This is a genomic window from Flavobacterium sp. RSP15 (assembly GCF_003968755.1).
Taxonomy (GTDB): Bacteria; Bacteroidota; Bacteroidia; order Flavobacteriales; family Flavobacteriaceae; genus Flavobacterium.
Genome location: NZ_RYDL01000019.1, coordinates 18,969 through 34,146 on the forward strand (window position 1 = coordinate 18,969; position 15,178 = coordinate 34,146).

Consider the following 15,178-nt stretch of genomic DNA (forward strand, 5'->3'; position numbering starts at 1 on the left):
TTCAAATGAAAAAAATTAGTATTCTATTATGTATGCTTTCTATTGGGTGTAAAACCCAAAATGTAATGGTTCAGCCCACAGGATTGGTTGCTGATAAAGCAATGGTCGTTTCGGCACGGGTAGAAGCGTCCAAAATTGGAGTTGAAATCATGCGAAAAGGGGGCAATGCTTTTGATGCGATGGTGGCAACCGAATTAGCTCTTGCAGTGGCTTATCCGTTTGCTGGAAATCTTGGTGGTGGCGGTTTTATGGTGTACCGAAAAGCGAACGGTGAAATTGGTTCGTTAGATTACCGTGAAAAAGCGCCGATAGCAGCCACGAAAGATATGTTTCTGGACGAAAAAGGAAATGTCATAAAAGGAAAAAGTACTGAGTCTCCTCTGGCTATTGGAGTTCCCGGAACAATTGCCGGTGTTTTTGCAGTTCATGAAAAACTAGGTTCATTACCGATTGCAGACATCCTGAAACCTGTAATTGCATTAGCCGAAAAAGGGGTTATTGTTACCAAAAAACAAGAAGACCGACTAGCTGCTTATCGAGATAGAATTATAAAAGTAAATGGGAACAAAACGTTATTTGCAACTGCTTTCAAAGAAAATGATGTAATACAATATCCTGCGCTGGCAGCTACGTTGAAAAGGATTTCAAAAAAGGGCAGAGCTGAATTTTACAAAGGAAAAACTGCTGAAATATTAGTGAAATACCTTCAAGAAAAAGGAGCTATCATCACCTTAGAAGATCTGGCTCAATACGAAGCCAAATGGAGGACGCCACTCACTTTTGATTACAAGGATTTAAAGATAATCTCGATGCCTCCACCAAGCAGTGGCGGAATATGTCTCGCTGAAATATTCAAAATGATAGCGCCTTTCGACCTGGCTAAAATGGGACATAACTCAACCGAAGCCATTCAAGTTATTGTTGAAGCCGAAAGAAGGGCTTACGCAGACAGAAGTTATTATCTGGGCGATCCTGATTTTGTAAAAATTCCTTTAAAAGCCTTAATGGCAGATGCGTATTTGAAACAAAGAATGTCGAATTTTAGTTTTGAAAAAGCCACCTTATCATCGGATATAAAAGAAGGAAAAGTAAATTATAATGAGAGTACAGAAACTACTCATTATTCTATTGTAGATCAGTTTGGGAATGCTGTTTCGGCAACAACAACATTAAACGACGGTTACGGGTCTAAATACTATTGTGATGAATTGGGATTTTTCCTCAACAACGAAATGGATGATTTCAGTGCCAAACCAGGTGTGCCTAATATGTTTGGATTAGTGGGAAATGAAGCCAATAGTATTGCTCCACAAAAACGAATGTTAAGTTCCATGACACCAACAATTGTGGAGAGAAACGGCAAATTATTCATGGTTGTGGGTTCTCCCGGAGGCTCGACAATAATTACATCAGTATTGCAAACGATTTTAAATGTTTCTGAGTATAATTTCAGCATGCAACAAGCAGTAAACGCACCTCGTTTTCATCATCAATGGTTACCGGATTTAATCACTTTTGAGCCTAATACTTTCGATGCTAAAACTTTTGAAACCTTAAAGTCCCGAGGATACATCATCAATGAAAAAACAACACCTGTAATAGGAAAAGTAGATGCGATTTTGGTTTTACCAACTAAAAAATTAGAGGGTGGTGCTGATTTTAGAGGTGACGATACAGCGGTTGGTTTTTAGTCCGTCGATTGTGCTCGGAATGATGACAAATTTACTTTTTTATGAAATTTACACACGCCTTAGAAAACGCTTTTACACAAAATAGATTCAAAAGCTGTGCAGCAGTTTGTCGCAAATTGTAATTTAAACCCCTTAAGCACAAAAGAAGCTTTAAAAAACATTTGTTAGGATTAAAATAATAGTAGTTTTGCATCCCCTTTAAAAAAAATATAATGTTCAAAAAGTTGATCACCAAATTAGAAGTAATAATTGCCATAGCACAGTCTTTATTGACTCCAAAACAGTTTATATTTTTATCTGCTGTTTTAGTTGGTATCTCTTCTGCATTTGCCGTAATCGTTTTAAAAACTTTTGCCCATTGGGTTTTTTCTTTTGCCACGTATGTCAGTGGAATATTAAAATTAGGTTTTCTTAATAGCATCTTGCCTATAATTGGTATTCTGCTTACTGTTTTTGTAGTCAAAAGAGTTTTGGGAGGAACCATACAAAAAGGAACTTCGCAAATTTTATATGCTGTTGCCAAAAAAGCAAGTATTATTCCAAAAAAACAAATGTATTCCCAAATTGTTACCAGCTCACTAACAGTTGGATTAGGAGGGTCTGCAGGTCTGGAGAGCCCTATTGTTATTACAGGAGCTGCTTTTGGGTCTAATTATGCCCAAAAATATAAACTGAGTTATAAAGACCGAACGCTTCTAATCGGTTGTGGTGTTGCCGCAGGTATTGCCGCTGCTTTTAATGCGCCAATTGCGGGTGTATTATTTGCTATTGAAGTGTTATTAGTTGATGTGAGTATTGCGGCATTTACACCCATTATGATTGCAGCGGCAACAGGCGCATTAGTATCCGTTATTGCCTTGGACGAAGCCATCTTACTGTCCTTTAAGCAACAGCAAAGTTTTGATTATCACAACCTTTTTTTTTACGTCCTTTTAGGCTTGTTTACCGGGTTTGTTTCCGTTTATTATTCCCGTAACTTTCAAAGGGTAGAACATTTTTTTGCCAGACTTAAATTATCGCCTTATAAAAAAGCCTTATTTGGTTCTTCTATTTTGGCCATTCTTATTTTTATTTTTCCAACACTTTTTGGAGAAGGATATGAAAGTATCAAAACATTATCCGAAAATGATCCCGGAAAATTATTGGAGAACACTTTATTCAGTAGTTTTAGAAATAATAGTTGGGCGCTTTTATTGTTTGTAGGTTGCACCATGATGATAAAGGTTTTTGCTACAGGAATAACCTTGAGTAGTGGTGGTAATGGAGGTAATTTTGCACCTTCCCTATTTCTGGGGTCTTATGTTGGTTTTTTCTTTGCTAAATTTTTAAATTTAACCGGATTAACGAAACTTCCTATCAGCAATTTCACTTTGGTTGGCATGGCCGGAATATTGAGTGGCTTGTTTCATGCACCATTGACTGCGATTTTCTTAATTGCTGAAATTACAGGAGGTTATAATTTAATGATTCCACTTATGATTGTTTCTTCTATCAGTTTTGCTATTTCAAAGCGTTTTGAAAAACATTCTATGGATGTAAAAAATCTTATTCAAAAAGGACATGCATTTACCAGCAATAAAGACACTAATGTTCTTTCCACATTAGAAACAAATTCTATTATTCAAACGGATTTTTTAACGGTCACGCCAAATGAAAATTTAGAAAAATTAGTAGATTTGATATCACATTCCAATCAAGTAATTTTTGCTGTAGTAGATCCAGAAAATCAACTTCTAGGAATGGTTCATTTTAATACTATTCGGGAAATAATATTCAATACCTATAGAGTTAAATATACTTTGGTCAAAGATATTATGATAAAACCTTTGGAAACAGTCACTCCGGATGACAGTATGGAAACCGTCATGAATAAATTTGAAAAATCTAAAGTAGCCTTTTTGCCAGTACTCAAAAACGACAAATATTATGGTTTTATTTCTAAATCTATTGCGCTTGAGGCCTACAGAACTAAACTAAAATCGATGACGATAGAATAATTTCCTAATTATTTTTAACACAAACTTCTAAACTGTTACATCAAAAGAACAAATCAAAATAGTAACTTTGTTTCCGAAAAATTCGGAATCTGCGAAAAATTATGTTAGACAAAGACAATACCATCGAAGTTCAAGGCGCTCGCGTGCACAACTTAAAAAATATAGACGTTTCCATTCCTCGCGAAAAACTGGTCGTGATTACCGGTCTTTCGGGATCCGGAAAATCTTCCTTAGCTTTTGATACTATTTATGCCGAAGGGCAACGCCGTTATGTAGAAACTTTTTCGGCTTATGCGCGCCAGTTTCTTGGTGGCTTGGAACGTCCCGATGTGGATAAAATTGACGGACTTTCTCCAGTAATTGCTATTGAACAAAAAACGACCAGTAAAAGTCCGCGTTCCACCGTGGGAACTATCACTGAAATTTATGATTTCCTGCGTTTGCTTTATGCTCGTGCAGCTGATGCATACAGTTACAACACCGGCGAGAAAATGGTTTCCTATTCTGATGAGCAAATCAAAGATTTGATTATTCAAGATTTTACCGGAAAGCGAATCAATATTTTAGCGCCTGTTATTCGGTCTCGTAAAGGACATTATGCGGAGCTTTTTCAACAAATTGCCAAGCAAGGTTTTCTTAAAGTACGCGTAAACAGCGATGTATTGGATATTACTTTGGGAATGAAATTAGACCGTTATAAAACACACGACATCGAAATTGTTGTGGATCGAATGGTAATTGAAGATACTCCTGATAACGAAAAGCGATTGTCCGAAAGTATTAATACAGCCATGCATCACGGCGAAAACGTCTTGATGGTTTTAGATCAAGATTCCAATGAAGTACGATTTTTTAGCAGGAATTTGATGTGTCCTACTACTGGAATTTCCTATCAAAATCCTGAACCCAATTTATTTTCTTTCAATTCCCCTAAAGGTGCTTGTGATCATTGCAATGGCTTAGGAACAGTCAATGAAATTAACCCAAAAAAGATTATTCCAAATCCAAAATTATCCATAAAAAATGGCGGTTTTGCGCCTTTAGGCGAATACAAATCATCTTGGATTTTTAAGCAACTGGAAATTATCGGAGAAAAATACGATTTCAAATTGACGGATGCCATAGAAACCATTCCGCAGGAAGCGATGGAAATGATTTTGAATGGTGGGAAGGAAAAATTCACCATCAACTCAAAAGATTTAGGTGTTGCCCGAGAATACAAAATTGATTTTGAAGGAATTTCACATTTCATAAAAAACCAACATGATGAAAGCGGCTCTACATCAATCAAGCGCTGGGCAAAGGAATTTATGGACGAAATAAAATGTCCGGTTTGTGACGGTTCCCGTTTGAAAAAAGAAGCGATGTTCTTTAAAATCAATGAAAAGAATAGTACCGAATTGTGCGATATGGACATTTCGGATTTGACCGCTTGGTTTCTTGATTTAGATAATCACTTGTCTGATAAACAAAAGCGTATCGCAACTGAAGTAATCAAAGAGATTAAGGATCGACTGAACTTTTTGATGAATGTAGGCTTGGATTATTTGGCTTTAAGCCGAAGCTCTAAATCACTTTCGGGTGGTGAAGCACAACGCATACGATTAGCCACGCAAATTGGTTCACAATTAGTGGGTGTTTTATATATTCTGGATGAGCCGAGTATTGGTTTACATCAAAGAGACAATGACAAATTGATTCATTCTCTGGAACAATTACGAGATATTGGAAACTCCGTAATTGTAGTGGAACACGATAAAGACATGATTGAACGTGCGGATTATGTAATTGATATTGGTCCAAAGGCAGGGAAATTTGGCGGAGAAATCATTAGCATTGGAACTCCTGCAGAAACAATGGCCTCAAATACCATTACGGCACAATATCTCAATGGGAAGATGAAAATTGAGGTTCCAGCAAAACGTCGGGAGGGAAATGGGAAATTCCTAAAACTGACCGGAGCAACCGGAAATAACTTGAAAAATGTTTCGATAGAATTGCCTTTGGGCAAAATGATTTGCGTGACTGGAGTTTCCGGAAGTGGTAAATCTACGTTAATTAATGAAACGCTCTACCCTATTTTGAACGCGTATTATTTTAATGGTGTCAAAAAACCAAAACCGTATAAAAAAATTGAAGGACTGGAACATATTGATAAAGTGATTGATATTGACCAAAGTCCGATTGGCAGAACGCCCCGCTCTAATCCTGCAACTTATACCGAAGTTTTTACCGAAATCAGAAATCTGTTTACGATGACTTCTGAAAGTCTGATTCGGGGATATAAAGCCGGACGTTTTAGTTTTAATGTCAAAGGCGGACGTTGTGAAACCTGCCAAGGTTCTGGAGTGCGAACGATTGAAATGAATTTTTTACCTGATGTATATGTAGAATGTGAAACCTGCCAAGGAAAGCGTTTTAACAGAGAAACTTTAGAGATTCGATACAAAGGGAAATCCATTTCGGATGTGTTGAATATGACGGTAGATGAAGCGGTTCCGTTCTTTGAAATGATTCCGAAGATTTATAGAAAAGTAAAAACTATTCAGGATGTTGGATTAGGATATATTACTCTTGGACAACAAAGCACGACGCTTTCTGGCGGGGAGGCACAACGCATTAAGCTGGCGGGAGAATTATCTAAAAAAGATACTGGGAACACGTTTTATATCCTGGACGAACCCACAACTGGTTTGCATTTTGAAGACATTCGAGTGTTGATGGAAGTGATCAATAAACTGGTTGACAAAGGAAATACGATTTTGATTATCGAACACAATATGGACGTGATTAAACTTGCGGATTACATCATCGACATTGGCCCTGAAGGCGGAAAAGGCGGCGGACAACTCATTGCCAAAGGAACTCCGGAAGAAATTATTAAAAATAAGAAAAGCTATACGGCGCAGTTCTTGAAAAAAGAATTACTTTAGTATACATAAAAAATAAAAAAATAATTTTTGGAAATTATGAATTTAAAAGAAGCGTTCAGTAGTGTCGAAAACTATTTTTCACCGAAAATAATTGGTGAAGTTAATGATCAATTTATCAAAGTGGCAAAAATCAAAGGCCAAGATTTACCGTGGCATAATCATGAAAAGGAAGATGAATTATTTTACATTGTTGAAGGAGAACTTTTAATGGAAATTGAAAACGAACCTAAATTCACTATGAAAAAAGGAGATTTATTTGTGGTTAAAAAAGGTATAAACCACAGAGTTTCGTCAACTGACGACTGTTTAATAATGCTGATAGAATCAAAAACTACTGAACATACTGGTAAAGTTATATCTAAAATAACAAAATCCATTGAAGAGCAAACGTATTAAATTTGCTTAGCCCTGATAGCAATGGAAATCCTTTATTGTTTTTCTTTAAAACAATAAAGATTGAAATGGATAGCAGGAAATAGCTCCAAAAAAAGAAAAAGTAAAATATATTTTTGAAAATGAGATTAGAAGATTTTGATAACGACGAAGATAGAGTAATCCAAGACCGCCTAAAAAGAAAGACTTGGAACGAAATCAGAACCAATGACAGTTGGGCGATTTTTAAAATTATGGCTGAATTTGTAAACGGGTATGAGAGCATGGGGCGCATAGGACCGTGTGTAACTATTTTTGGTTCGGCACGAATGAAACCGGAAGATGCATATTATTTGCTTGCCGAAAAAATTGCCTATAAAATCAGTAAGGCGGGTTATGGCGTGATTACTGGTGGTGGCCCGGGAATTATGGAAGCAGGAAATAAAGGAGCTCATCTGGGTGGCGGCGCATCAGTAGGATTGAATATTGTATTGCCCTTTGAGCAACATTTCAACCCGTATATTGACAGCGATAAAAATCTTAATTTTGATTATTTCTTTGTTCGAAAAGTGATGTTTGTCAAATATTCTCAGGGTTTTGTCGTGATGCCGGGTGGTTTTGGAACGATGGACGAGTTATTTGAAGCTATAACCTTAATACAGACGAAAAAGATTGCAAGATTCCCAATAATATTAGTTGGCAGCAGTTTTTGGTCGGGATTAATCGATTGGATCAAAGCGGTTTTAGTTGAAAGGGAACATACGGTAAACGCTGAAGATCTAGATTTATTCAAAATTGTAGATACTGAAGATGAAGTGGTTCATATTCTGAATGCTTTTTATAAGAAATATGATTTATCACCAAATTTTTAAAATGAAGAAGCTGCCCCCCAAACAGCTTCTTTTTTTGTTTAATTTTAATTAACAACTATATCTAATAAAGAGGTATATTCATTTTTTAATAAATTAATACGAGGAAATTGAGATCAAACCTTAAAATAGTATTTTATCTTTTTGTTTTATTGGCTTCGGTCAAACAATATGCACAACATCATAATAACTTATCCGTAGAACTGAATCCTGAAAGTAAAATTTTAAATGTTAAACAAGAAATTACTTTTATAAATCAGTCTGAGGATTCTTTGACTACTATTGTTTTGAATGATTGGAACACTGCTTATTCTAACAAAAATACGCCTTTAGCCAAACGATTTTCGGATGAATTTTACAGGGGTTTTCACTTAGCCAAAGAGGAAGAACGAGGAAGTACACTAAATTTGACCATACTGGATGAAAATCAACTTTTCCTGTCTTGGCAAAGAACAGAGAAAAACCCTGATTATATAGTGGTTCAGTTACGCAATAAATTGCTTCCAAATCAGAAAATTAAGCTACAACTCACCTATGTTTCTAAAATACCGAGCGATAAATTTACCAAATATGGATACAATAGCAATGGGACATTTAACCTGAAAGACTGGTACCTTACTCCTGCCCGTTATGAAAATCATGCCTTTACAAAATATAGTAACATGAATTTAGACGATATTGCTAATGCGATATCAAATGTGACTATTGATTTTAAAATACCCATACATTTTGAGCTTACGTCAGATTTAAAAAGTACCAAAACAATATCAAAAGATGATTTTACGCACTACCAATTATCCGGCAATAACAGAACTGTTTTCAGCTTAATCATCGAGCCAAAATCTAGTTTTGAAAGTTATAAAAATAATGCTATTGAAGTGCTTACCGATTTGAAAAACAGTAAATTAGAGCCCATCCAAAAAGCAATTGTAATTGATAAAATTATAAATTTCACTACTAATTTAATTGGAAAATATCCTCATGATAGAATTATTATTTCAAAAACAGATTATGAAAGAAATCCTTTTTATGGACTGAACCAGCTACCTTCCTTCATTAGTCCGTTTCCGGATGACTTTATTTATGAGATTAAATTTTTGAAAACGTACTTAAATGAGTACTTGAAAACCAGCCTGCATCTGGATCCAAGAAAAGACAATTGGATTTATGACGGGATTCAAGTATATGCAATGATGAAATATATAGATGAGAATTACCCCGATACTAAAATGTTGGGTAGTGCTTCAAATATAAGGTTGTTAAAAAGCTTTAATTTAACTAATGTTGGTTTCAATGACCAATACAGTTATTTTTATATGTTGATGGCCCGAAAAAATCTGGACCAACCGCTTGGAGATTCAAAAAACAGCTTAATTAAATTTAACGAGCAAATTGCCAGTAAATATCGTGCGGGTTTAAGCATTCGCTTTTTGGATAATTATTTACAAAATAACGCCGTTATAACTAGTATTCGACAATTCTATCATCAAAATCATACCAAACAGGTAACAAGGAATGATTTTGAGAGTGTATTGAAAGCAAACACCAAAAAAGATATCAGTTGGTTTTTTAATACAATTATTAATTCCAGAGACATCATTGACTATAAATTTTCAAGCGTAACAAAAACCAGAGACAGTATTACTTTTTCGGTGCGCAATAAAACTGCAACCGTTATTCCTATTCCGGTGTATGGAACAAAAAAAGGAGAAATCGTTTTTAAACAGTGGTTAGATATTAAGGAATGTGACAATAGTTTTACAATTGCTAAAAACAATGCGGATAAAATTATTTTAAATCTAAAAAATGAAGTTCCAGAATACAATTTAAGAAATAACTGGAAGAAACTAAGTGGTTTTTTTCCCAACAATCGCCCTGTAAAATTTGTATTTATGAAAGACCTAGAAGATCCGTATTACAATCAGGTGTTGTATGTTCCCTCGATCGGGTACAATCTTTATGACGGCATCACACCGGGCATACGATTGCATAATAAAACCATTTTAGACAAGCCGTTTATTTTTGACATCAACCCATCATACTCAACTAAATCAGATAATTTATCAGGCTCAGCTCACTTTGTAGCCAACCAAAATTTCAGAAACAGTACCCTTTACAACGCAAAATATTCAATCAGTGGCTCCTACTTTCATTATGCACAGGATGCAGCATATCTTAGACTAAATCCAACGGTGCAATTGCGTATCCGAGAGCCCAACTTCAGAGACAATAGGAAACAGCTTTTCTTATTCCGACAAGTAATTGTCAATAAAGAAAAAAGTATCCTGGTACTTGACAACTCCCCCGAAAATTATTCTGTTTTTGATGCGAGATATATTAATACCAAAACAGAAGTTACCAACCATTTTAATTTTACTACGGATCTACAAATTTCTGGTAAATTCGGAAAAATTACAGGTGAAATTGAATACCGAAAACTCTTTGAAAACAACCGGCAAATTAATTTACGGTTGTATGCGGGAAGTTTTTTGTATAATAAAACGCAATCCGATTTTTTCAGCTTCGCATTAGACCGGCCAACGGATTACCTTTTTGATTACAATTATTTAGGAAGATCAGAAAACAGTGGTCTTTTCAGTCAACAATACCTTGTAGCCGAAGGAGGTTTTAAATCAAAAATCAATACCCCTTTTGCCAATAGATGGATAACTAGCATGAACGCCAGTTACAGTATATGGAACTGGATTGAAGTCTATGGGGATTTAGGGATCATTAAAAACAAAGGAATAAAAGAGCGTTTTGTTTATGATAGTGGTATTCGCCTGAATTTAGTCACAGACTATTTTGAACTTTATTTTCCTATTTATTCTACCAATGGGTGGGAAATAGGTGAAAAGAATTATAACGAAAAAGTGCGGTTTATAGTTACTTTTTCACCTAAAACATTAATCAATCTTTTTAATCGAAAATGGTTCTAATTCAATAAGATTCTCATTAATTATTAAATTATTCTTAGCAAATTGATTTTATAATTACATATAATAAAAAAATAAGATACTTTTTATTAGAATAAATTACAATAATTTAATTATATTTATTTCAATGAATTATGAATCTAGCTACTTTTTAAGTAAATTTGCACCTCAAAGTTATACTTTTCAATTATGATAAAAGAAAAAACCAATACTACATTGACATTTGAAGATTTCAAAATCGAAGTATTAAATGACTATAAAATAGCCATATTAAGCAGAGAGTGCAGCCTTTTAGGCCGTAAAGAAGTATTGACTGGAAAAGCTAAATTTGGGATTTTTGGTGACGGAAAAGAAGTGCCGCAACTGGCAATGGCGAAAGCATTCCAAAATGGAGATTTCCGTTCTGGATACTACCGTGATCAAACGTTTATGATGGCTATTGGTGAACTTACTATCCAACAATTTTTTGCCGGATTATATGGTCATAATGATATCGAACAAGAACCAATGTCAGCAGGAAGGCAAATGGGCGGTCACTTTGCTACCCACAGCTTAAATGAAGATGGAAGTTGGAAAAACTTAACAAAACAAAAAAACTCTAGCGCTGACATTTCCCCAACTGCCGGACAAATGCCACGTTTACTAGGACTGGCTCAAGCATCAAAAATTTACAGACAAGTCTCTGGAATACCAAATGCAGCTAATTTTTCTAATCAAGGAAATGAGATTGCCTGGGGCACCATAGGAAACGCAAGTACTTCAGAAGGCTTATTTTTTGAAACTATCAATGCAGCGGGTGTTTTACAAGTACCAATGGTAATGAGTATTTGGGATGATGAATATGGGATTTCTGTTCATGCAAGACATCAAACCACAAAAGAAAATATTTCTGAAATTTTAAAAGGATACCAAAAAGACAAAAACACAAATGGCTTTGAAATTTTAAGAGTAAAAGGATGGGATTATGCAGACCTGATTGCCACGTATGAAAAAGCTGCCACTATAGCCCGACAAAATCATACTCCTGTTTTGATACACGTAAATGAATTGACACAACCGCAGGGACATTCCAGTTCTGGTTCCCATGAGCGCTACAAAAATTCCGACCGATTGGCCTGGGAAAAAGACTATGATTGCATCCGTCAAATGAGATTATGGATGATTGCTATCAATATTGCTTCTCCTGAAGAAATTGAAGCCATTGATGCACAAGCCAAAAAAGATGTTTTAGAAGGCAAGAAAGCAGCTTGGAATGCATTTTTAGAACCCGTAATTGAAGAGCAAAAAGAAATAGTTGCTCTATTGCAAAAAATAGCCGAAAGTAGCAAAAACAAAGAAGTAATATTAAAATATACCGCCGATTTAAGCAATATCAAGTCTCCTTTGAAAAAGGAAATTTTGGTGACAGCACGAAAAGTATTGCGTTTAATCCTAAATGAAAATGGCAAAGCTGAACTATCGCTTTGGATAAAAACGTACACTGCTAAAACACAAAATAATTTTAGCAGCAACTTATTTTCAGAAACAGATTTAAATGTGTTCTCTGTCAAAAAAGTGGTACCGGTATATCAAGAAAATGCAAAAGAAGATACTGATGGACGTATGATTTTGCGCGATAATTTTGATGCTATTTTTACTAAATATCCTGAAACATTAATATTTGGCGAAGATGCAGGAACCATTGGCGATGTTAATCAAGGTTTAGAAGGAATGCAGGAAAAATATGGAGAACTCCGCGTTGCCGATGTAGGAATTCGAGAAGCAACCATTTTAGGTCAAGGCATTGGAATGGCATTAAGAGGCTTACGCCCTATTGCCGAAATTCAATATTTAGATTATTTATTGTATTCGATTCAAATCATGAGTGATGATTTAGCTACGTTGCGATATAGAACCGTAGGAAAACAAAAAGCACCACTAATTATACGTACTCGCGGTCATCGTTTAGAAGGCATCTGGCATTCTGGCTCTCCTATGGGAATGATCATAAACGCCGTGCGAGGAATTCATGTTTTAGTTCCTAGAAACATGACCCAAGCAGCCGGTTTTTATAATAGTTTATTAGAATGTGACGAACCTGCTTTAGTCATTGAGTGCCTGAACGGTTATCGATTGAAAGAAAAAATGCCACTAAACTATGGCGAATTTAAAACCCCAATTGGAGTAGTTGAAACCTTAAAACAAGGAACAGACATTACACTCGTTTCCTATGGTTCCACTTTGCGATTAGTACAGCAAGCTGCCAAGGAACTCCTTGAAATAGGTATAGATTGCGAGATTATCGACCTACAATCTTTGCTTCCGTTTGACATTAATCAAGATGTTGTAAAAAGTATTGCTAAAACAAATCGTCTTTTAGTAATCGATGAAGATGTTCCGGGCGGAGCTTCTGCTTATGTTTTACAACAAATTATTGAACAACAGGATGCCTATAATTATTTAGACAGTAAACCGCAAACCTTGACCGCAAAAGCACATCGACCTGCGTACGGAACAGATGGTGATTATTTCTCTAAACCTTCAATAGAAGATATTTTTGAAAAAGTGTATGGTATAATGAATGAAGTAAATCCATCAAAATATCCAAATTTATACTAAAATCCAATTCATAAATTAGAATCCCAATTGGAAACGATTGGGATTTTTTTTGATAGAAAAAATACACCTACTCATTTCAAAACATTCATTAGAAAATCCCTTATTAGATTGTTTATCCCATTTAACGGATGAGCATGAAAAGTTGATGACGTTTTAAAGTAAGAATTCAGTTACTAAACTTGACACCTATTCATAAATAAATCTTAAAATTAGGAGTTAAAGACTATCCTTAAGTAAGTCGAAAGTTTAAACGTCATAAAGTCAAAAGGAACACTATTGCAAACAGTAGTTTAAAATCAATCTGTTGCGTCATTTTGTCTAATTTTAAAACACGACATTACACAGTGGCTGTTACTTATACACTCAAATTAAAAGGTTCGATCTGCTAATTAAAAGTTATAATACCATGGTAAAATTTTTATACAGCCTTTTTTTAATTAAATTTAAGCTTTTTAAAAACCAATAAATGACAAAACTAGAAAATATTCTACACAACATTCAAAATGTTAAAGTTATAGATAAAACAATTGATTACAACAGCTACCTGCCATTAGATTTATCCAATACAAATGAAATCTTATCAAAACGAAATATACATACCGCAATTGCCTTTGAAGAATACATTGAGGATTACTTAGCTCGAAATAATGCAAAAGTTGCTTTTGGAGGATATAATGAAATTAGAAATTTATACAAACGGAGTGAAATTTTTAATGACACGAAAACCGACGAAAGAAACATTCACATTGGTATAGACTTATGGGTCAAGGCAGGAACGCCGGTTCTTGCAGCATTAGACGGATTTATCCACAGCTTCAATTATAATACTGGTGTGGGTGATTATGGCCCCACTATTATTCTGGAACATAAAATAGAAAACCAAAAATTCTATACTTTATACGGTCATTTGTCGCTTGAAAGCATTGGTAACATTAATATTGGTGATGTATACGAAAAAGGAAGTCAGCTGGCTACATTAGGTGACGCTGCTGTCAATGGTGATTATGCCCCACATTTGCATTTTCAGATTATAAAAAAAATGGCTAAAATCCTTGGTGATTATCCCGGTGTATGCAGCAAAAATGATTTGAGCTACTATTTGAAAAATTGTCCAGATCCCAATATCCTATTAAAAATAAAATAAATCATGAAAAAAATAATGATTGTATTTAGCATTCTTTTACTTATTGGATGCAAATCAAAAACTGTTATAATTGCCCCAGAACCCGAAATTGAGAACGCTAAAATTGTGAAGCTGGACTTAACAGCAATCGATGCAAATCAAAAAGCTAAAGCATATGAATTAGGAAAGCGAGTTTTGATGACCTGTAATACTTCAAAATTCAAGCCTTTTAACCTCAATGAAGCCACAACGTCAGTAATAAAAAACACCACCGAAGAACGACTGACAAAAACCTGTACGCGTTTTCGCCAATATTATGGAACTTTTATTGATCTTCATTTAGTTGAAGTATATAAAAACAATTTTGACGGAAGTACTCTTTTCAGATACAAGGCATCATATACTAAAAAAGTAGCCAATAAGGAACTTCGAGTTACAATGAATGAAGAAAATAAAGTTTCCTCTATTAAATCCTTAGATTGGGTAAACTCATTTTTGATGGAATAATTTTTTGATAAATAGCAGTACATTTTTGCTTCCGGAATAGTTGTGGCAAAACAGGATAGAAATACTAAATTCAATATCATTGTTGTCCGATAAAAAAAGAAGCCAAATTAATGGCTTCTTAGTAAAAATCGTATTTTAGTTTTGCAAAATTA

9 protein-coding genes are annotated in these 15,178 nt (G+C 34.9%); all 9 read left to right on the forward strand.

Translation table 11 applies throughout. From position 1 onward, the window contains the following. Window positions 1-5 precede the first annotated feature (5 nt). The 9 genes from ggt to EKM00_RS13950 all read left to right on the forward strand — a co-directional run bounded on the left by ggt (window position 6) and on the right by EKM00_RS13950 (window position 15,026). Window positions 6-1,691 carry a gamma-glutamyltransferase gene (ggt, locus tag EKM00_RS13910; protein WP_126516588.1) on the forward strand — a complete coding sequence of 562 codons (1,686 nt, stop codon included), beginning with the start codon at window positions 6-8 and terminating at the stop codon, window positions 1,689-1,691. A 212-nt stretch (window positions 1,692-1,903) separates the two neighbouring features. Then, complete coding sequence (locus EKM00_RS13915; protein WP_126454883.1) at window positions 1,904-3,688, forward strand: chloride channel protein; 1,785 nt, start codon at window positions 1,904-1,906, stop codon at window positions 3,686-3,688. A 101-nt stretch (window positions 3,689-3,789) separates the two neighbouring features. After that, the gene (uvrA, locus tag EKM00_RS13920) at window positions 3,790-6,621 is read left to right on the forward strand and encodes an excinuclease ABC subunit UvrA (RefSeq protein WP_126454881.1); all 2,832 of its coding nucleotides are present in this window, start codon (window positions 3,790-3,792) and stop codon (window positions 6,619-6,621) included. Between the two features lie 36 nt (window positions 6,622-6,657). Next, complete coding sequence (locus EKM00_RS13925; protein ID WP_126454879.1) at window positions 6,658-7,017, forward strand: cupin domain-containing protein; 360 nt, start codon at window positions 6,658-6,660, stop codon at window positions 7,015-7,017. Window positions 7,018-7,136: 119 nt separating this feature from the next. Then, the gene (locus EKM00_RS13930; protein WP_126516589.1) at window positions 7,137-7,865 is read left to right on the forward strand and encodes a TIGR00730 family Rossman fold protein; all 729 of its coding nucleotides are present in this window, start codon (window positions 7,137-7,139) and stop codon (window positions 7,863-7,865) included. Between the two features lie 107 nt (window positions 7,866-7,972). Further along, window positions 7,973-10,801 carry an aminopeptidase gene (locus tag EKM00_RS13935; RefSeq protein WP_233592310.1) on the forward strand — a complete coding sequence of 943 codons (2,829 nt, stop codon included), beginning with the start codon at window positions 7,973-7,975 and terminating at the stop codon, window positions 10,799-10,801. Window positions 10,802-10,987: 186 nt separating this feature from the next. After that, window positions 10,988-13,396, forward strand: coding sequence for an alpha-ketoacid dehydrogenase subunit alpha/beta (locus tag EKM00_RS13940; RefSeq protein ID WP_126516590.1), 2,409 nt, complete (start codon window positions 10,988-10,990; stop codon window positions 13,394-13,396). Between the two features lie 466 nt (window positions 13,397-13,862). Further along, on the forward strand, window positions 13,863-14,540 hold the full coding sequence (locus tag EKM00_RS13945) for a peptidoglycan DD-metalloendopeptidase family protein (RefSeq protein WP_126516591.1): 678 nt from the start codon (window positions 13,863-13,865) through the stop codon (window positions 14,538-14,540). Between the two features lie 3 nt (window positions 14,541-14,543). After that, window positions 14,544-15,026, forward strand: a complete 483-nt coding sequence (locus EKM00_RS13950) for a hypothetical protein (RefSeq protein ID WP_126516592.1) — start codon at window positions 14,544-14,546, stop codon at window positions 15,024-15,026. Window positions 15,027-15,178 lie beyond the last annotated feature (152 nt).